Below are 20,122 nucleotides of genomic sequence, written 5' to 3'. Positions count from 1 at the left end.
GCTCCGACTCTTTGTTTCGACGCGTCTTTGCGATTCGAGGCGATTCCGTCAAATCGCAAAACGCTTTGGAAAACCCCTGATGCCGGCGCTCTCCGCTCGCCGGCCGAAAGACCGTTGATGCCCTCCGCCGACCCTTCCGCCGCCCCCAAGCGCGTCAGCGCAGACCAGGGCGCCTTTCTCCAGACCATGAAGCATTTGTGGCCCTATATGTGGCCACAGGACCGTGCGGATCTGCGCATGCGGGTGGTGTGGGCCTTCGTGCTCCTGCTGCTGACCAAGCTCATCACCCTGGTCGTGCCCTACACGCTCAAATGGGCAACCGACGGTCTGGCAGCCGTCGGCGGCGGTCGTGAGCTCACGGGCCATACGCTCGCGGTGCTGCTGGCCGGTGTACCCCTCACCATGCTTGTGGCCTATGGCGTTGCGCGCATCCTGATGACGGCGATCTCGCAATGGAAGGATGGGCTGTTCGCCGCCGTGTTCATGTACGCGGTGCGGCGGCTGGCGATCGAGACCTTCGAGCACATTCACAATCTCAGCCTGCGCTATCATCTCGAGCGCAAGACTGGCGGGCTGTCGCGGGTGATCGATCGCGGGCGCACCGGCATCGAGAACATCGTCCGCTTCGCCACCATCAACATCCTGCCGACCATCGTGGAGCTGGCGCTCTACCTGGTCATGCTGGTGCTGCAATTCGACTGGCGCTATGCGCTGATCGTGCTCGTCACCACGGCGGTCTATGTCTGGTTCACCGTCAAGGCGACCGAATGGCGGATCAGCATCCGCCGCGAGATGAACGATTCCGACACCGATGCCAACCAGAAGGCGATCGACAGCCTGCTCAACTACGAGACGGTCAAATATTTCTCCAACGAGGACCGTGAACTGGCACGCTACGACCGCGCCATGGCGTCCTACGAGAAGTCGGCGATCCGGACCTATATCACCCTGACCTGGCTCAATATCGGCCAGGGTATCATCTTCATGGCGGGCATGCTGGCCTCGCTGCTGCTGGCGGGCCTGGGCGTCTATCACGGCGTCAACACCGTCGGCGACATCGCCTTGCTCAACGTGATGTGGCTGCAGCTCGCCACGCCGCTGAACTTCCTCGGCTTTGCCTATCGCGAGATCAAGCAGGGCATCACCGACATCGAGACCATGTTCGAACTGCTCGACAAGGATGCCGAGGTGAAGGATCGGCCTGGGGCGCCGGCGCTCGATGTCCGTGAGGGGCGGGTGACCTTCGAGAACGTGGTGTTCAACTACGACCCCGATCGCCCCATCCTGCAGGGGCTGTCCTTCGACGTGCCGGCTGGCAGGACGGTGGCGATCGTCGGTCCCTCCGGCGCCGGCAAATCGACCATCTCGCGCCTGCTCTTCCGCTTCTACGACGTCAATGGCGGGCGCGTCATGATCGACGGGCAGGATGTGCGCGAGGTCACCCAGAAATCGCTGCGCGCGGCTATCGGCATGGTGCCGCAGGACACCGTGCTGTTCAACGACACCATCCGCTACAACATCCGTTACGGCCGTTGGGACGCCACCGACGCGGAAGTGGAAGAGGCTGCTCGCCTCGCCCAGATCGATACCTTCATCCGCCGCATGCCCAAGGGCTATGAGACCGAAGTCGGCGAGCGCGGCCTCAAGCTGTCGGGCGGCGAGAAGCAGCGTGTCGCTATCGCACGCACCATCCTCAAGGGGCCTCCGGTGCTGGTGCTGGACGAGGCGACCTCGGCCCTCGACAGCTACACCGAGATGGAGATCCAGGCAGCGCTCGAGCGCATCTCGGAGAACCGCACCACCTTGGTGATCGCTCATCGTCTTTCGACGGTGGTGAATGCCGACGAGATCATCGTGCTCGACAAAGGCGTGATCGTCGAGCGGGGCAATCATGAGGAATTGCTGGCATTCGGCGGCGTCTATGCCGGCATGTGGAACCGCCAGCGCGAAGCCGACGAGGCTCGCGAGAAGCTCCAGCGCACCCAGGACGATGCCTCGCCGGCGGCCGATTACCGCGACGCTCTGGCCGGATAAGCGGTACGGAAGTCCCGTTTTCGTGCTATGAGCAACCGGCTTGGTCGGTGTGGAGGCTCCATGACGGGCAGGAAGCGTCAGCCACCCTTCCCGCAGGCTACCGTTCGCCAGCCCTTCCCGACGTCCGCAGCCATGGTGCCGGCTCCGGCCGCGCGGCCCCTGGTCAGCGTGGTGATGCCGGTCCACAACCGGGTGCGCTACTGCGCTGAGGCGATCGACAGCATATTGAGCCAGACGCTGGCCGATTTCGAACTCGTCATCGTGGACGACGGCTCGACGGACGGCACCTCCGCCTTCCTCGAATGGTATCGCGGGCTGGATGTGCGCATCCGGCTGTTCCGCAATGAGGTCAATCGGGGTGTTTCCGCCAGCCTGAACCACGGCATCGCGCAAGCGCGCTGCGATCTGGTGGTTCGCATGGATTCGGACGACATCTCTTTGCCCGAAAGACTCGCGCGCCAGGTCGCGTTCATGGCTGCTCATCCCGAAATTCTGGCCGCCGGCAGTGCCCTCAGGATGATCGATGCGGGAGGAAACATCGCCGGTCCGCCGTCGAAGGTCGAAACCGATCCACAGATCCTGCATTCCCGTCCAAGCCTGGCCCATCCGACCACCATATTGCGGCGCGAGGCGGTCCTGAGCGTCGGCGGGTATCGGCCTGCCTTCGATCATGCCGAGGATGTCGATTTGTGGTTTCGCCTCGGCGAGGTCGGCATGCTGGGCAACCACCCCGAGGTTCTCCTGCACTATCGTGCTCACCCCGGCAACGTCCATCGGACCCATCGGCGCCGCCAGTCGTTCCTGGCTGAGATGGCGGCCTTGGCCGCCTATCGGCGGCGGAATGGCTGGGGTGATCCGGTGCATGCCGAAGCCCGCTATGAAGAGGCCGAATTGGCCGATCTTCTGGGCTGGAGCGAGAAGGCGCGACAGGCCTTCCTTCGGCGCATGGAGGCATAGGGAAGGGCGGTCCCGGCCTCAGTTCAGCCCCGGTTCATCTTGTAGGCTGCTTATTCACCCGGCTGGGTGCATAGTCTTGCGTTACAGGATCCCTCTTCATGTCGACCCGACGTCGTTTTCTCGCTGGAGCTGCCGCCGCCGGCGCCACCATGCTTGCCGCTCCCGCGCTGGCGCAGAACCTGATCGAATGGCGGATGGCGACGGCCTGGCCGAAGGGCCTGCCGGGAGCGGGCACCGGCGCTCAGCGCCTGGCCGATCGGATCGGCGTGCTCACCCAGGGCCAGCTTACCATCAAGCTCTACGCGGCCGGCGAATTGGTGCCGGGGGACCAGAACATGGCGGCCGTGATGTCCGGCGAGGTGGAGATGTCGCATGACATGTCGGCCTATTATCTTTCCAAATCGCCGGCCTTCGCTTTCTTTTCGGCCATTCCCTTCGGCCTGATCGCCCAGGAGTTCGATGCCTGGCTCTATGCCGGCGGGGGCAGGGCGCTATGGGACGAACTGGGTGGGCAGTTCGGCATCAAGGCCTTTGCGGCCGGCAATACCGGCGCGCGCCTGGGTGGCTGGTTCCGCCGGGAGATCAACGGCGTCGCCGATCTCAAGGGCCTGCGTTTCCGCATCGGCGGCCTGGCCGGTCAGGCCCTCGCCAGGCTCGGCGTTCAGCAGATGCTGATGCCCGGCTCCCAGATCCTGCCCAGACTCCAGGCCGACGAATTGGATGCGGCGGAGTTCATGGGACCGGTCAACGATCTCAGCTTCGGTTTCCAGAATGCCGCCAAGTTCTGCTATTGGCCTGGCTTCCAGGAGCCTTGTGCGGCGCTGCAGCTCCAGGTCAACCGTGCCAGGTTCGACGACTTGCCGGCCACCCACAAAGTGGCGATCGAGGTTGCATGCGCCGAGGAGAATGCCCGCTCCCTGGCCGAATACGGCGCCCGAGCGCCCGCAGCGATCGCCCAGGCGGTGACGCAGCAGGGCGTCGTTCTCAAGCAGTTCCCCGACGAGGTGTTTCAGGCCTTCGGAACGGCCAGCGGGCAGGTTCTCAGCGAAATCATCGAAAATGGCGACGAATTCATGCGCCGCCTCGCCGCCTCTTATTTCGGCTTCCGCCAGCAGACCCTGCTGTGGACCCGTATCGGCGACCAAGGTTACGCCAATATGCGCCTGCTCACCTACGACTATCCCAAAGGCAGCTGATTGCGTCCTTGTCCTGTCGGTGTGCGCCGACCGGACAATTCTTGCCTGTGTTTTGGGCCGGAGCTTGGAGCTCGAGGGGCGGGTTTGCCGTGTAGCGATGTTTTTTACCATTTGTATACGATTGGTATGACGTAAAGTTATTTTCTTATCCAATGGCAACGTCGCTTCGAAGTTTTCGATCGTTGACTTGTAGAAAAACGCCAGCCGATTACCTTTGAATGCAAATATGCGTCACTTCATGGGAATTCCCTATTTAAGAATATGCGGAATGTTCAAACTTTATCGAATGCTTCGGTGGATCAGTTTATTGAGGTGATAGGATTGATTGCGTGGTTAACCGTTTATTCATGATGATATACGGTGGTGGGTTGATTGGCGGAGGTTGTTTGGCGTAAGGTTCGGCTCCGGGGCGGCGCCCTCGTATAGGGGTTCAGTGGGGGCGCTGGTCTATGGCGTGGGGCGATCGACAAGCGATGAGGGGGCTCAGCAGGCTCGAACGCCTGATGCCGGCGCGGCAGCGTCTGGCCAAGGGGTTGGCCCTGTCAGTGGCTGTCGCAGCGCTCATTGCCGGGGCAAAGCCTCAGCCTGCCGCAGCCTTCAAGCTCTTTGGCTATAATTTCTTCGGATCGGACGAGAAGCCGGTCTCACCCGATGCCCAGACCTACAAGATCGAAGTGGTGATCGCGGGCGGGGACAAGACGATCAAGTCGGCGGTCGAGGGCGCATCCTCCCTCTATAGCGGTAAGGATGAGACGCCGCCGCCGAGCACGCCCGCCTTCCTCTCCAAGGCGCGGACCGAATATGATCGCATTCTCGGCACGCTCTATGCCAATGCGCGCTATGGCGCCTCCATCTCGATCATGGTCAATGGGCGCAAGCTCGAGGATATTCCCATCGATGCCACCTTGCCGCATCCGGTTCCGGTGGTGATCAACGTCAATCCTGGCCCGGTCTTCACTTTCGGCCGGATCAGGATGGAGAATCGGGCGCCGCACAGCCCGATCGACGACATTCCCAAGACCAAGACGCCCGAGCGTCTCGGCCTCGAGCCAGGGCATCAGGCCAATTCGGACATCGTGCTGTCGGCGGAACAGGCGATGATCGATGCCTGGCGGCGCCAGGGCTATCCCAAGGCCAAGGCCCTGCCGCGCGTCATCACCGCCGATCACGTCAACAACCGGCTCGATGTCACACTGGCGGTCGAACCGGGGCGCTTGGCCCATTATGGGCGCATGACCGTCGACGGCACCAAGGACATGAATCCGGCTTTCGTGGCGCGCCAGACCGGGCTCCGGCCCGGCGATCAGTATGATCCGGCCGAGATCGAGCTCGCCAAGCGGCGCCTGCAGCGCCTACAGGTGTTCTCGACCACCAGCATCGTGGAGGGCGATGCGATTGCGGCCGACAGCACCATGCCGCTGATGGTCACCGTGTCGGAACGCCCGCTGCATGTTTTCGGTGCCGGCGCTGAATATTCCACCACCGACGGCATCGGCCTCAATGGCTATTGGGAGCATCGCAACCTGTTCGGCGAGGCCGAGCGCCTGCGTTTCGATGCAACGGTCGCGGGCGTCGATTCGACCGACCCGACCAAGTTCACCTATTCGGGCGGCGTCACCTTCGTGAAGCCGGGGATCTTCGACCCCTTCACCGACCTCACCGCGCAGTTGCTGGCCAAGCGAGAGGTATATGATCCCTATTCCCAGAATACGTTCCGTGCCCGCGTCGGGCTTGCCCACGAGTTCTCCGAACGGTTGACCGGCAAGATTGCGATCAACGGCGAATACGACCAGGTCGAAGATTTCTACGGCAAGCGCAATCTCCTGCTGTTCAGCCTGCCTGGCGAACTCGCCTATGACACCACCGACGACAAGCTCGAGCCGACGCGCGGCTATCGCCTGAAGGGAACGCTCGAGCCATTCTACGAGGCCAAGTTCGGCAATTTCGGCGCGGTGACGCGCATCGACGGTTCGGCCTATTTCTCCTTCGATGCGATGGGGCGCTATGTCCTGGCCGGCCGGGTTGCGGTTGGCTCCATCGTCGGGGCGCCGGCCAACGAATTGCCGGGCGATCGCATGTTCTATGCGGGCGGCGGTGGCTCGGTGCGCGGCTATAATTTCCGCAGCCTCGGTCCCAAGCTCGACAATGGCTTCGTCGTGGGCGGCCGCTCCTTGCTGGAGGGCTCGCTCGAAATGCGCATCAAGGTCACCGACAGTATCGGCATCGTGCCCTTCGTCGATGCGGGCAGCGCCTTCTCGACCTCCTATCCTTCTTTCGACGAGGACATGAAGATTGGTGCCGGTGTCGGTCTGCGCTACTATACCAGCCTCGGAGCGATCCGCGTGGACATCGCCAGGGGGCTCACGCCCGTCAAGGGCTTCGTCATCGAGGATGGTAAGGTCAAGAAGAAGAACACACCGCCTTTCGCCCTTTATATCGGATTGGGAGAAAGCTTCTGATGCGGCGCCGGATCGTTCTCTTCACTGCCGTCGCGGTGGTGGCCGTTCCCCTCGGTCTCAAGGCGCTCGCGCCGGCGCGCGCCGATGACGCCAACGAGAAGTCGTGGTTCATCACCTATGTCGAGGACACCATCTCGACACCGGACCAGAAGATTTCGCTTGGCCAGATCGATGGCGCCCTGTCGTCCGATGTGAGGATCTCCTCCATCACCATCGCCGACCGGCAAGGCGTGTGGCTGACCATCAAGGACGCCCATCTGGTCTGGAGCCGGCTTGCCCTGATGAGCAAGAAGCTCGATGTCGACCTTCTCGAAGCGGGTTCGATCGAGATCACCCGCAAGCCCAATCCGCCCCAGGGCGTGCAGCCGGCCGCCAGCGAGGGCGGCTTCTCCCTGCCCGAACTGCCGGTTTCGGTGAAACTCGGCAAGCTCGCCGTGCCCGTGGTCAAGCTCTCCGCGGCCCTCGCCGGAGAGGATACGGTGTTCGACGTCGGCGGCAATGCCCTGCTGGCGGACGGCAAGCTGCATTCGGAATTGCTGATCAAGCGTACGCAGCCGGCCGGTGGCGATCTCACCTTCACCGCCGATTTCGACAATGCCACCAAGCAATTGGGCCTCAATCTTTCGCTGCAGGAACCGCATGGCGGCTTCCTGAGCAGCATGCTGAAGGTGCCCGGCTCGCCGCCGCTCGGCTTCACCATCGTCGGTTCCGGCCCCCTCGACAATTTCGCCGCCGATATCGCCCTTTCGGCCGACGGCAACAAACTGTTCGGCGGCAAGACGACGCTTGCCCAGGGGGGGAATGGCGTTACCTTCAAGGCCGATCTCGGGGGCAATCTGGAACGGCTGGTCGATCCGGCCTATGCGGATTTCGTCCGGGGCCAGTCGGCCCTCTCGATCGAGGGCGGCCAGGTTGCGGGCGGTGGCTATGAACTCAAGCATGCGACCGTCAAATCCGGCGTGCTGGACCTTGCCCTCGCGGGTACGCTATCGCCCGATGCCTTTCCGACCAAGCTCAAGTTGGACGGCAAGTTCGGTGCCGAGGACGGCCACGACATCCTGTTGCCGGGAGGCAATGCCCGCATCAGGGGAATGACGCTGGCGGCCCAGTTCGGCGATGGCGGCTGGACCGCGAATTTCGACCTGCAGAAGCTGGTTGCCGGGACGGTTGCTGCCGAGAGCGCCACCATCAAGGCCGGGGGTGACGCCCAGAACCTCGCCGATCCACAAAAGCGGAGCCTCACCTTCAAGGTCGACGGGCGGGGCGACAAGCTCAGTTCGTCCGATGCCGGGCTTGCCAAGGCGCTCGGCAACAGCCTCGGTCTCACCGCAGCCGGCAAGTGGCAGGCGGGGCAGCCTGTGGTCGTCGACGGCGTGCGCCTTGCCGCAAACGCCTTCCAGGCCGGCTTCACCGGGCTCGTCGGCACCAAGATGAGCGGCATCTACTCGCTGGCCACGCCCGATATCTCGGTGTTTTCCGGCCTTGCGGGACGCGAATTGCGCGGCAAGGCCGATCTGACCGCCAAGGGCGACGTCGCTCTCGCGGGCGGCGGTCTCGCTTTGACCTTCGAAGGCAAGGCCAGCGACATCGTGCTCGGCGATCCGCGCCTCGATGCCGTGCTCAAGGGAGCGACCGATCTCAAGGGCGGCGTCAGACGCGACGCCGAAGGCCTGCATTTCGACAAGATCACCCTGGGCAACCAGCAGTTCAATGCCTCGGCCGATGGCCTTTATGGCGCCAAGGCGATGGATTTCAAGGCCACGGCCAGCCTTGCCGACATCAAGCTGGTGACGGGTAACGCTTCCGGCGCCGTCGAGGTCAATGCCAGCCTGAAGGGCAGCGCCGAAAAGCCCGACGTCGTCGCCGATCTCGTCGCACCCAAGCTGGTGCTGCAGGGCAAGCCGTTCAGCGACGGCAAGGCCAATTTCACCGGCAGTGTCGCCGGCCCCGCCGTCAACGGCGTATTCTCGCTGTCCGGCCAGCTCGACCGCATGCCGGTGAAAGCGGGTGCGACCATCGCCACGCTGGCCGACGGTACCCATCAGATCAATGGCCTCAATGCCAGCGCGGGAGCTGCCCAGCTTGCCGGCGACCTTGCCGTCACCCCGAACGGGCGTGCCAGTGGCCAGCTCAATGCGGCGATCCCGGACATGGCCGCGATCGCGCCGCTGCTGCTGATGAAGGCTTCCGGTTCGCTGACCGCCAATATTGGCCTGTCCGTCGACGGCAACAAGCAGAATGCGGCCATCAAGGCGCAGGCCAAGGCGCTCAAGGTCGAGGCCAATAGCATCGGCTCCGCCACCATCGATCTGACCGGGCGGGATCTCACGGGTGTTCCGGCACTCGCCGGCACAGCCAACGCCGCCAATGTCCAGGCCGGCTCCTTCATCCTCAGCCAGCTGCAGGCCAGCGCCAAGCCGGAGGGCGAGAACGCCACCGCCTTCCAGCTTCAGGGCACCATGCCGAAGGGCAAGCTCGCGCTCGCAGGCGCGGTGAAGCCGGCGGGCGATGGGCTCGACGCCCGGCTCGACAAGCTCGACGTTTCGCAGCAGGGCATCTCCGCCTCCCTTCAGTCACCCGTCACCATCGCCAGCCGCAAGAGCGGGGTCACCATCCCCAAGGCCGTGCTCAGGATCGGGCAGGGCGGCGTCGTGTCCGTCGACGGTAAGGTCGGCGAGACGCTGGCGATGAATATCGTCGTCGGCCAGCTGCCACTGTCTCTGGCCAATATCGCTTCGCCCGGTCTCGGCGCCACGGGCACGCTGTCGGCCAATGTGAAGCTTTCCGGCAAGCCCGCCGATCCAGTGGCGGAGTTCGACGTGAAGGGCAGCGGCCTCGGTGTCGCCGCCGCGAAGGGCTTCGGCATTCCGGCCCTGCAGCTCGCCGCCAATGGCCGCTATGCGGGCAAGGCCGTCACCATTGGCAGCGCCAGCCTGACGGGAGCGGGGGGCCTGTCGGTCACCGCGCGCGGTCACGTGCCCTTGCAGGGGGCCGGCCTTTCCGTCGACGTGCAGGCGTCGGCGCCGCTCGCTCTGGCCAATGGCGCCCTGCGTGATCGCGGCGGCCGCGCCACCGGCACACTCACCCTCAACGCCAAGGCCGGCGGCTCGATCGCCGCGCCGGCCGTATCCGGCCAGGCCGTTATATCAGGCGGCACGGTGACCGATCCCGAAACGGGCATGAAGCTGACGGGGATCGGCAGCACCATCCGCTTCGATCGCGACCGGGCAACCATTACCCAGTTCAGCGCGACCACCCAGGGCGGCGGTTCGATCGGTGTCAGCGGTTCGGTCGGCTTGAAGCCGGATTTCGCTGCCGACCTGAAGATCACCACGCGCAACGCCAAGCTCACCGACGGCAATCTGGCGACGGCGATCGTCTCCAGCGACATCACGATACGCGGCCCGCTGATGGTCAGGCCGGTCATCGGTGGTCGTATCGAGATCCAGCGTGCCGAGATCACCATTCCCGAGCGCTTTGCCGCAAATGCCGCCATGCTCGGCGTCAAGCACCTCAAGCCGCCGCGTGAAGTAAGTCGGACCCTGGCAAAGGCGAAGGATACCGCCGCGGCCGGCAAGCCCAAGAAGGGCAAGGCCAGTTCCGGCCCCAATGTGGTGCTCGACCTGACCATCGATGCACCCGCCCGCATCTTCGTGCGTGGCCGTGGCATCGATGCCGAACTCGGTGGCCAGATGGCGCTGAAGGGTTCGGTCGCCAACATATCCCCGGTGGGCTTCCTGGAGATGCGGCGCGGCTCGCTTGACGTCATCGGCCAGCACATCGTGTTCGACTCGGGCAAGGTGACCCTGGTCGGCGATCTCGATCCCAACATCGATTTCGTCGCCTCCACCCGCAACAGCTCGATCACGGTGACGGTGCGCGTGACGGGGCGGGCCTCCGATCCGCAGATCGTGCTCTCCTCGGTGCCCCAGTTGCCGCAGGACGAGGTGATGGCGCGCTTCCTGTTCGGTCGCAGCATCCAGGACCTGTCGCCGCTGCAGCTCGCCCAGCTTGCCACGGCCGTGGCCCAGCTCGCCGGCGGTCCCTCAGGTCCCGGCCTGCTCGACAGTATCCGCAAGTCGACAGGCCTCGACAATCTCGGCGTGGTCACCGATTCCAGCGGCAATGCCGCCGTGCAGGCCGGCACCTATATCGGCGACAAGATCTATCTGGGCGTGACCTCCGGCGTCGGCGGCCAGACCGACGCCACCATCAATCTCGACGTCACCAGGAACCTCAAGCTGCGCGGCCAGGCCGGCACCGACGGCTCGAAGGGCGGCATCTACTACGAACGCGAATATTGAGGAGCGGCGTTCGCGTCAGGATTCGTCAGTAAACGAATCGAACTGGCTCGACCTTTGTCGTTGCCGGGCTTGACCCGGCAATCCAGTTCACCTTCGCAGATGTCCAAAAACGGGAACGCTGGGTGCCCGGATCAAGCCCGGGCATGATAAAGGCGGCGTTCCAGTTGTTGCCAGCCCATGCCTTAGCGGCCGCCTGCAACGCGCAGGATCGAGCCGGTGACGTAACTCGCAGCCGCCGACAACAGATAGAGCGTTGCATCGGCAATTTCATCGGCGGCGCCGATACGCTGCATCGGAATGCTCGGCCTGATGCGTTCCACGCGTCCGGCGTCGCCCGTGCTGCGGGCATGGATCTCGGTGTCGACCATGCCGGGCTGGATGGCATTGACACGCACGCCCTCGGTGGCGAGCTCGCGGGCGAGGCCGTAGGTCAATCCGTCGATTGCGGCCTTGGATGCGGCATACCAGACATATTCGTCCGGCGAGCCCAAGGTCGCCGCGGCGGACGACATGTTGACGATCGCCCCGCCCAGGCCGCCCAGCCGGGTCGAAAGCCGTTTGACCGCCTCGCGAGCCACCAGGATGGCGCCGGTGACGTTGACGTCGATCGTCTCGCGTATGACGGCGGGATCGGTGTCGGCGAGCCGTCCGGACTTGCCGGTGATGCCGGCATTGTTGACCAGATGCGTCAGCCTGCCGAAATCGTCGACGGCCGCGAACAGGGCCGCGATGTCGTCTTCCTTGGCCATGTCGCCGGCACGGAGCAGTACCCGCGCACCCGCATGCCGGGCAGCTTCCGCCACAGCCTCGGCCGCGGCATGGTCGCTGCGGTAGTTGATGACGAGGTTGTAGCCGGCTTGGGCAGCCTTGAGTGAGACGGCGGCTCCGATGCCGCGGCTTCCGCCGGTGACGAGAAGGAGAGGGCGCTGCGACATGGAAAACTCCCGGCTTGTGATCGGCCTTGGCTGGCTCAAGGGGATGGACGTGATCTGATCGTTCAGAGAGGGGAGACATCTCCCGGTTCGATGGGAACTGCCTCGCGGATCACCCATTCGGCAATCCCGTCGATGTCGTCGAGCTCGAAGCGCGGCATCGGGAAGGGGCCGGGTGCGTCCGTGGCGATGGCGCGAATATAGGGATCGCCGGGATAGATGTAATCCTTGTCGGTCGCGGTGCGATGCACCTCGATCTTGGGATGCGGATCGCTCTTGAACCCTTCGACGATGACGAGGTCGACCGGCGACAATCGCCGGAGGAGTTCGGTAAGAGGCGGCTCGGAAGCGCCGCGCAGCTCATGCATCAGCGCGAAACGATGGGCCGAGGCGACCAGCACTTCCCGGGCGCCCGATTCACGGTGGATGTAGGAGTCCTTGCCAGGCTTGTCGACATCGAAGGCGTGGTGGGCGTGCTTGATGGTCGATACCGTCAGGCCGCGCTGGAGCAAAGCCGGAATCAACGCGGCAATCAGAGTTGTCTTGCCGGCGCCGCTCCAGCCCGACAGACCCATAAGCCGCATCATGGCGTCGGCCCCTTGCGGATGTGATGCGCCGTGAAGCCCTGATCCTCGCTGCGTCCTTCATAGATGTCGCCGGTTTCGCGCGCCAGGTTGGGCAGGTCGATCGCGGCCATTGGATCGGTGCATTCGAGGATGAGGCGATCGCCGGGCGAAAGACGGGCCAGCTCCTTTTGTGCGCGCAGCACGGGCAGCGGGCATTTGAGGCCACGCAGATCGATGCGCAGGGCCGGGGCGGTCGCCGACGGGGAGGAGGGATGAGCGGACATATCACCGCTCTAGCGAGCCGGAGCCTGCCATTCAACCATTGTGCGTCGTCGCGACGCATCTCCGCCCTGTCGGGGTTGAAGAAATCCCGGAAAAGTCCCTATGGGCTTGCTCGACATGCCGTTGGCATGGAACATCTCGAGCGGCGGCACGGCGACCTTCAGCCGCCATCGATCTCGGAAAGGCGAGGCAGTGTCGTTGAACCAGAACGAGCAGAAGACAGGCAACGCCGTCATGGGGCTGATCCTTGCCGGCGGCCTGTCGCGTCGCATGGGCGGCGGCGACAAGGGGCTGTCCTTGCTGGGCGGGCGGACGATCCTCGAGCGCATCGTCATGCGCCTGCGTCCGCAGGTCGGCGCCCTCTTTCTCAATGCCAACGGGGATGCCGGACGATTCGAGGCGCTGGCTCTTCCCATTCTGCCGGACAACGTGCCGGATTTCCCGGGGCCGCTGGCCGGTGTGCTCGCCGGTCTCGACCATGCGGCGCAGGCCGGTTTTGACGACGTGGCGGTGGTACCTTGCGATGCGCCCTTCCTGCCGGCGGATCTGGTGGCCAGGCTGCGGACCGGGACACAGGCAGGAAGGGGCGCCGTCGCAGTCTCCGCCGGCCGGCGCCATCCGACGGCGGCGCTCTGGCCCGTTCATCTGCGTAGTGCCCTGCGGAAGGCCCTGGTCGAGGAGGATCAGCGCCGGGTGGAGGCCATTCTTCGCCGTCACGATTTCGCGGAAGTGACGTGGCCGGCCGAGCCCTTCGATCCCTTCGCCAATGTCAACGATTCCGCCGGAATGGCTGAGGCGGAGGCGCTCCTCGCCCGTTTCCCGGCGGCCTGACTGCGGAAGTCGTCCCATCGCGCGCTAGTGCCGCCATCTGGCCTTAATTCCGCGCCGGTGATAGAAGCGCGGCGATTGCCAGAGCTTTTTGCGACCGACGGGGCATCCCGGGAAACGCAGAGGCGCGTTGAAACCAAGGTCGGAGTGCAGCGGGGGTTTGGCAAGAACCTGCGCTGCTCCAGGAGTTGCCACCATTTCCACAGAGGCTCAGAACACAGTCCGCGCCATGCCGTTGCTGCGGCGCCTGTTCTCCGATGAAGGAAGCAAGCACACCCGCGCCTATGGCGTGGCGATTGCTGCCGGCGCGATCGAAGCGTCCATGGGCGGGCTGGTGGCCTGGCTGATCGGACCGGTCATTCGCGCCATGTGGGACAAGCAGAGCATGGGGCAGATCACAGGCTTTGCCCTGCTGGTCGTCGTGGTCTTCCTGGTTCGCGGCGCGGCTGCCTATACCAAGGACACCGTGCTCGCCCGCATCGGCAACTCCATCATCGCCAGCGTGCAGCAGCGGCTGTTCGATCATGTCGTGAAGCAGGACATGGCCTATTTCACCGCGCGCCATTCCACCGAAATGGTGGCCTCGAATACTTTCGTGGCCAATTCCTCGCGCATCGCCTCCAATCTTCTGGTCACCTCGGTCTCCAACGTGCTGCAGGTCGGTGCACTGATCGCCGTGATGATCATGCGTGATCCGCTATTGGCCTTGTCTGCCCTCGTGGTGATGCCGCCTGCCGTGCTCGGCATCCGCTACATCACCAAGCGGATCCGGCGTGTGGTGAAGCGCCAATATCAGAGCACCGCGCAGATCACCGGAATCATTCAGGAAACCTCGCAAGGGATCCGGGTGGTCAAGTCCTTCGGCATGGAGCAGGCCATGCGGGCCCGCATGGCAGCCGGCGTGGCCGAGGCCCAGGCAGCCGCCAACAAGATGGCGGGGCTCGGCAATCGTTCGGGCCCGATCATGGAGACGATGGCCGGTTTTGCCGTTGCGGCGGTCATCATCTATGGCGGTTGGCGTATCACCGCCGGCCAGCTCACAGTCGACGAGTTGATCTCTTTCCTGTTCGCCTTCCTCACCGCCTATGCGCCGTCCAAGGCACTCGCTCGCGTCAATGTCGACCTGAACGCCGCCGTTGCCGGCGTGAGCATGTTTTACGACATCATCGATCAGCCGGCGCGCGAAGGGGCAGGCGAGAGCAAGAAGCCCGCCTTCGTCAACAGAGGTGGCCATATCGCCTTCGATCAGGTGAGCTTCGGCTACAAGCCGGACGAGCCGGTCTTGCAGGATCTCTCCCTGGTCGCCGAGGCCGGCAAGACGACCGCTCTGGTCGGTCCGTCCGGCAGCGGCAAGTCGACCGTGCTCAACCTGATCCTGCGCTTTTATGAGCCGGGCTCCGGCGCGATCGAAATCGACGGGCAGGACATCGCGTCGGTTTCCGTCGCCAGCCTCCGCAGTGCCATGGCCTATGTCGGCCAGGACGTCTTCCTGTTCGCCGGCACCATCCGGGAGAACATCGCCTTTGGCCGGCCGGGTGCCTCCCAGGAGGCGATCGAGGCGGCGGCCAAAGCCGCCTATGCCCATGACTTCATCGTGGATTTCGACCGGGAATACGACACCGAGGTCGGTGAGCGCGGCCTGCAGCTTTCCGGCGGGCAGCGTGCCCGCATCGCGATCGCGCGTGCCATCCTGCGTGATGCCTCGATCATTCTCCTGGACGAGGCCACGGCCGCATTGGACTCGCAATCCGAACAGGCGGTGCAGAATGCCCTCGACGATCTCTGCGCCGGCCGCACCGTCGTGGTAATCGCCCACCGGCTGCAGACCATCCAGGAAGCCGACAAGATCTGCGTGATCGACGGCGGCCGGCTGGTGGAGGAGGGCAGCCATGAGGCGCTGCTCGCCAGGGCAGGGCGCTATGCCGCCCTCCATGCCGTGCAGTTCCGCGACGAGCCCCAGCTCCTGCCTCTCTGAAGAAGGTTTTGTTTCGTGAAATCCGTTGCTCTCTTCGATCTCGACGGCACTTTGGTCGATGCCGATCACCTGCATTACGAGGCCTGGCGCGAGATGGTGGCGCCGCACGGGATCGAGCTTTCCCTCGACACCTATGTCTCCGAGATCATGGGCCAGCCCAACAGCCTGCTTGCCAGGAACTTCCTGAAGGATCTCGACGAAGATGCCGCCCTCAAGCTCGTCGACGACAAGGAGGCGATGTTCCGCAGCCTCTTCGTGGGGCTGAAGCCGGCGAAGGGACTGACGGATTTCCTCGACTGGCTGGAGCAGAACGGGGTGCCGGTCGGCGTGGTCACCAATGCACCGCGGGACAATGCAGAGCATCAGCTGGTCAATCTGGGCCTGGTGGAACGCTTTCCGACCGTGGTGATCGGCGCTGAGGTTGCCAATCCCAAGCCCCATCCAGATCCTTACCTTGTCGGCCTGGAGCGCCTGTACGGACGGGCCGCTTCCAGCCTGGCCTTCGAGGATTCGCGCTCGGGCATCACGGCTGGCAAGGCAGCGGGCCTTGCCGTGATCGGTCTTGCCACCAGCATGAGCGAGGAGGCGCTGCTGGCGGCCGGCGTGGAACTGGCGATTCCCGACTATACGGATTCGCGCCTCCGACCTTTCGCCGCAGCTCGGCTCGGTATCGCCTGATCGCAGGCCGGTGACCCAGCTCCGTCATGGCGCGGATGCTGGGTGAGGCCCCAAGTCTTGGCCTGTCGTCGGCAGAGGGCGGCTGCCGCGATGAAACGGACTTTCCCTCGTGCCGGGAAAGCGCTAACACGAGAATTGTCTCATGGGGTGCCCGCAAGGGCTGAGAAGACGATGGCCGCAAGCTACGTCTAACCCATCGAACCTGATCCGGGTCGTGCCGGCGGAGGGATGAGCTTCGAAGCTTTCAGCTTCACCTCAATTTTCTTCACCGCCGTCATCCGTATCGAACCGTTTTCGACATGGAGGACGCTATGCTGAGGAAACTGCTCGCCGCTCTCGCACTGGCCACCGTCGCCACAACGGCCTCGGCCGACGACAAGCCGGTGCTCACCGTCTACACTTATGAGAGCTTCTCCGGCGAATATGGCCCCGGCAAGCCGCTGCAAACCGCCTTCGAGGCCAAGTGCAACTGCAAGCTGACCTATGTCACCGCCGATGATGGTGGCGCCCTCTTCGCCAAGCTCAAGCTCGAAGGGGCCTCGACCAAGGCCGACGTCGTCGTCGGGCTCGACGACAATCTGATGGGAGAGGCGGAGAAATCAGGCCTGTTCGCGCCGCATGGCGTGGCAGCCGAGAAGCTCTCTCTGCCCGAGCCTTGGACCAACAAGACCTTCATTCCCTATGACTGGGGCTATTTCGCCTTCGTCTATGACAGCGACAAGCTCAAGACCCCGCCCGCCAGCCTGAAGGATCTCGTCGACGACAAGAACGGTCCCAAGCTGGTGATCGAGGATCCGCGCACCTCCACGCCGGGCCTTGGCCTGCTCGCATGGATGAAGGCCGTGTATGGCGACAAGGCCTCCGACGCCTGGAAATCCTTGAAGCCCCGCATCGTCACGGTCACTTCGGGCTGGTCGGAAGCCTATGGGCTCTTCCTGAAGGGCGAGGCCGACATGGTGCTCTCCTATTCGACCTCGCCCGCCTACCATATCGGTGCCGAGAAGAAGACCAACTACAAGGCGGCGATGTTCCCGGAAGGCCATCAGACCCAGGTCGAGGTCGCCGGGGTGACGGCGAGTTCAAAGCAGCAGGAACTCGGGCGCCAGTTCCTCACCTTCCTCATCTCCGACGAGGCCCAGTCCGTCCTGCCCGAGACCAATTGGATGTATCCGGCCAGGACGCCCGCTGCCGGCCTGCCGGAGAGCTTCAAGGCCGTTGCCGTGCCCGCCAAGGCCCTGATGGCGGATCCGGCCAAGCTTGCCGAGAACCGCAAGGCCTGGATCGACGAATGGCTGGCCGCCATGGCGAAGTGAGGAAGGGCAGGTGAAGCTCGACGCTGGTCCTTTACCCTCCCCTGGAGGGGGAGGGTCGACACGAAGTGTCGGGGTGGGGGTGGGATGCACTGGCCCTTCCAAATCGTCTTCCCTCGGCCAAAGCTGAAATATTTTGCAAAGAGTCACCCCACCCCGGCCTTTCAGGCCGACCCTCCCCCTCCAGGGGAGGGTAAAGATGCTTCAATCTGAATGCCCGGCCTGATTCTCCTCGGCGGCCTTGCCGCACTCGTGCTCGCCGCGCTCGCCAGCCTGTTTCTCGCGGCTGGCGGCGACGCCTGGCAGGGCAATGTCGGCTATCTCGTCTCGATCGCCGGTTTCACCGTCTATCAGGCGCTGCTCTCCACTCTGCTGTCGCTCTCGTTCGGGGCGCTCGTGGCCTTGGCGCTGGCCCGGCGGCAATTTCCCGGACGTCGGCTGCTGCTGGCCCTGTTCGGCGTTGCAGCGGCGTTGCCCTCGATCGTCGCCGTGTTCGCCTTTGCCGGCATCTACGGTAGGGCCGGCATCGCCAACACCGTGCTGGGTGCCATCGGCCTGCCGGCCATCTCGCTCTACGGGCTCACCGGCATCCTGATGGTGCATGTGTTCTTCAACGGTGCCTTCGCGAGCCGGGTGTTCCTTGCGGCGCTGGAGGCGGTGCCGGGCGAGCATTGGCGGCTGGCAGCCTCGCTCGGCATGCCTCCGGCTACCATCTTTCGCCGCATCGACTGGCCGGTGCTGAGGCGGGACCTGCCGGCGCTCGCGCTCCTGATCTTCATCGCCTGCGCGACGTCCTTCGCCATTCCCCTTACGCTCGGAGGCGGGCCGGGGAGTGCCACGTTCGAGGTTGCAATCTACCAGGCCATCCATTCCGATGCCGATTTTGCCCGGGCCGCGGTGCTGGCCTTGCTGCAGATCGCCGCCATGGCACTGCTGGCGACGCTTGCCGCGCCGTTGCTGGTGCGCCCGCCGGAAGCGGCGAGTGTCGGACGCAGGCTGGAACGGCCCGATCGCGAAGCTGGCTGGCTGCAGTTGGCCGATGCACTGGTCATCGGCTTTGCGCTGCTTCTGCTGCTGCCACCCTTGCTGGCGGTCATTCACGCGGGCCGCACGCTGATGGCTGGCATCGATCCGCAGGTGCCCCGAGCCCTCGTGACCAGTCTGGTGGTTGCATTGGCGGCTGCCTTGCTGTCGCTGGCCGCTGCCCTCCTGCTGTCGCGTTCGCGCCTGTCGCTGACAAAGCAGGGCTGGCCCCGTCTCGCCCGTCTGATGGCCGCGGGGCCCTTGCTCACACTGGCCGCTCCGCCATTGGCTTTCGCGGCGGGTCTCTACGTGATCGCCCGTGCCTTGGGCGCGACCGATTTCGTGGCGATGCCGGCTCTCATCCTGGTCAATGCGATGATGGCTCTGCCTTTCGTGCACCGGCTCGTCGATCCGCCCATGGCTCTGGCTGAGGAGCGGTATGGCCGACTGGCCGACAATCTCGGCCTGACCGGCTGGGCGCGGTTGCGTCTGGTCGAGTGGCCTTTGCTGGTCCCCTCGGCGGCGGCCGGTTTCGCCCTTGCCATGGCGCTCTCGCTCGGCGATCTCGGCGTGGTGGCCCTGTTCGGCTCGCAGAGCCTGGTGACACTGCCGGCCTTGCTCTACGCCAAGCTCGGCTCCTATCGTGTCGCCGAGGCGGACGGCATTGCCGCGCTGCTTGCCGGTCTCGTGCTCGTGCTGTTCCTGGTGGCTGGGCGGTTTGGAGGCCGGCATGCTCGTCGTGGATAATCTCACCATCATCATCGACGACTGGACCGGGCGCTACGACCTCACGGTTCCGCGCGGTGCGCTAGCGGCCATGGTCGGTCCTTCCGGCGGCGGCAAGTCCACCTTGCTGCACGCCATTGCCGGTTTCGAAAAGCCGGCAAGCGGCAGGCTCAGCTTCCTGGGGATCGATCTCCTGCCGCTGAAGCCGGCTGACAGGCCGGTGGCCATCGTCTTCCAGGACCATAATCTCCTGCCCAATCTCACGGCCCTGCAGAACGCCGGTCTCGCCCTGTCACCCTCCCTTCGGCTCTCGGCGGCCGATCGCCAGGCCATCTCGGCGATGCTCGACCATGTCGATCTGGCCGGCATGGAAGCGCGCCTGCCTTCAGAGCTCTCCGGTGGCCAACGCCAGCGCGTCGCGCTCGCGCGTGCCATGCTGACCACGCGCCCGCTGCTGCTGCTCGACGAGCCGCTGACAGGGCTCGATCCCACCATGCGGGCCGACATGATCGATCTCATCGATACGCTGCGTCGCGAGAAGAACCTGACCGTGCTGATGACCACGCATACGCCCGAAGATGTCGAGGGCAGGGCCGATCAGGTCATCACGGTTGCAGATGGACGGGTCGTGGGCTGAGGCGAGGCAACACGGAGGGGCGATCCCCTCGTGCGACACGTTTCCGAGATGGTCGATCTGCTCCCTCAATTGATGGAACTGCGGAGATCGATCCTCCAGGGTGCCGTGCCTTCGCCGACAAGGAAAAGCGGACTGGAAGTCCGCGCAGACTGCTGACAAACCAGTAGCGTTAGTCAGCAGTTTTTGATTCAGTGGGTCATGTTGAAGAAACCCGG

Annotated in this window: 14 protein-coding genes and 1 riboswitch; of the genes, 11 read left to right on the top strand and 3 right to left on the bottom strand. The window is 64.4% G+C overall.

All coding sequences use genetic code 11. The annotated features are described in order from the left end of the window. The first annotated feature begins 117 nt into the window (after positions 1-117). The 5 genes from ABXS05_RS10880 to ABXS05_RS10860 all read left to right on the top strand — a co-directional run bounded on the left by ABXS05_RS10880 (position 118) and on the right by ABXS05_RS10860 (position 10,950). Positions 118-2,034 (top strand): ABCB family ABC transporter ATP-binding protein/permease, encoded by a 1,917-nt coding sequence (locus ABXS05_RS10880; protein ID WP_367623921.1) that lies wholly within the window; start codon positions 118-120, stop codon positions 2,032-2,034. A 60-nt stretch (positions 2,035-2,094) separates the two neighbouring features. Continuing rightward, the gene (locus ABXS05_RS10875) at positions 2,095-2,991 is read left to right on the top strand and encodes a glycosyltransferase family 2 protein (protein WP_367623920.1); all 897 of its coding nucleotides are present in this window, start codon (positions 2,095-2,097) and stop codon (positions 2,989-2,991) included. A gap of 98 nt (positions 2,992-3,089) precedes the next feature. Next, a complete protein-coding gene (locus ABXS05_RS10870) occupies positions 3,090-4,187 on the top strand; it encodes a TRAP transporter substrate-binding protein (protein ID WP_367623919.1) in 1,098 nt (365 codons plus the stop codon). A 473-nt stretch (positions 4,188-4,660) separates the two neighbouring features. Continuing rightward, on the top strand, positions 4,661-6,646 hold the full coding sequence (locus tag ABXS05_RS10865) for an autotransporter assembly complex protein TamA (RefSeq protein WP_367623918.1): 1,986 nt from the start codon (positions 4,661-4,663) through the stop codon (positions 6,644-6,646). Beyond that, the gene (locus ABXS05_RS10860) at positions 6,646-10,950 is read left to right on the top strand and encodes a translocation/assembly module TamB domain-containing protein (RefSeq protein WP_367623917.1); all 4,305 of its coding nucleotides are present in this window, start codon (positions 6,646-6,648) and stop codon (positions 10,948-10,950) included. Before ABXS05_RS10865 ends, ABXS05_RS10860 begins: the two co-directional genes overlap by 1 nt. 182 nt (positions 10,951-11,132) lie before the next feature. On the opposite strand, the gene ABXS05_RS10855 is transcribed toward ABXS05_RS10860, so the two are convergent. From ABXS05_RS10855 to ABXS05_RS10845, 3 genes are all read right to left on the bottom strand, one after another. Continuing rightward, positions 11,133-11,885 (bottom strand): SDR family oxidoreductase, encoded by a 753-nt coding sequence (locus tag ABXS05_RS10855; RefSeq protein WP_367623916.1) that lies wholly within the window; start codon positions 11,883-11,885, stop codon positions 11,133-11,135. Between the two features lie 62 nt (positions 11,886-11,947). Continuing rightward, entirely contained in the window at positions 11,948-12,466 is a 519-nt protein-coding gene (mobB, locus tag ABXS05_RS10850) for a molybdopterin-guanine dinucleotide biosynthesis protein B (protein WP_367624305.1), read from the bottom strand. Then, positions 12,466-12,732 (bottom strand): sulfurtransferase TusA family protein, encoded by a 267-nt coding sequence (locus tag ABXS05_RS10845; RefSeq protein WP_367623915.1) that lies wholly within the window; start codon positions 12,730-12,732, stop codon positions 12,466-12,468. The genes mobB and ABXS05_RS10845 overlap by 1 nt, the downstream gene beginning before the upstream one ends. Positions 12,733-12,964: 232 nt before the next feature. Between ABXS05_RS10845 and mobA the strand changes: the two genes are divergently transcribed. From mobA to ABXS05_RS10815, 6 genes are all read left to right on the top strand, one after another. Further along, positions 12,965-13,561 (top strand): molybdenum cofactor guanylyltransferase MobA, encoded by a 597-nt coding sequence (gene mobA / locus ABXS05_RS10840; protein WP_367624304.1) that lies wholly within the window; start codon positions 12,965-12,967, stop codon positions 13,559-13,561. Positions 13,562-13,787: 226 nt separating this feature from the next. Further along, positions 13,788-15,533 carry an ABC transporter ATP-binding protein gene (locus ABXS05_RS10835; protein WP_367623914.1) on the top strand — a complete coding sequence of 582 codons (1,746 nt, stop codon included), beginning with the start codon at positions 13,788-13,790 and terminating at the stop codon, positions 15,531-15,533. 15 nt (positions 15,534-15,548) lie between these two features. Next, a complete protein-coding gene (locus tag ABXS05_RS10830; protein ID WP_367623913.1) occupies positions 15,549-16,211 on the top strand; it encodes an HAD family hydrolase in 663 nt (220 codons plus the stop codon). Positions 16,212-16,344: 133 nt separating this feature from the next. After that, a riboswitch (TPP riboswitch) is annotated at positions 16,345-16,457 on the top strand. A gap of 53 nt (positions 16,458-16,510) precedes the next feature. Further along, positions 16,511-17,524 (top strand): thiamine ABC transporter substrate binding subunit, encoded by a 1,014-nt coding sequence (thiB, locus tag ABXS05_RS10825; protein WP_367623912.1) that lies wholly within the window; start codon positions 16,511-16,513, stop codon positions 17,522-17,524. A gap of 210 nt (positions 17,525-17,734) precedes the next feature. Next, complete coding sequence (locus tag ABXS05_RS10820; protein ID WP_367623911.1) at positions 17,735-19,291, top strand: ABC transporter permease subunit; 1,557 nt, start codon at positions 17,735-17,737, stop codon at positions 19,289-19,291. Further along, the gene (locus ABXS05_RS10815) at positions 19,275-19,907 is read left to right on the top strand and encodes a thiamine ABC transporter ATP-binding protein (protein WP_367623910.1); all 633 of its coding nucleotides are present in this window, start codon (positions 19,275-19,277) and stop codon (positions 19,905-19,907) included. Before ABXS05_RS10820 ends, ABXS05_RS10815 begins: the two co-directional genes overlap by 17 nt. Positions 19,908-20,122: the final 215 nt, after the last annotated feature.

Source organism: Labrys neptuniae, assembly GCF_040797145.1.
Lineage (GTDB): Bacteria > Pseudomonadota > Alphaproteobacteria > Rhizobiales > Labraceae > Labrys > Labrys neptuniae.
The sequence above is the reverse complement of the archived record's forward strand: the minus strand, read 5'-3'. Positions and strand labels throughout refer to the sequence as shown.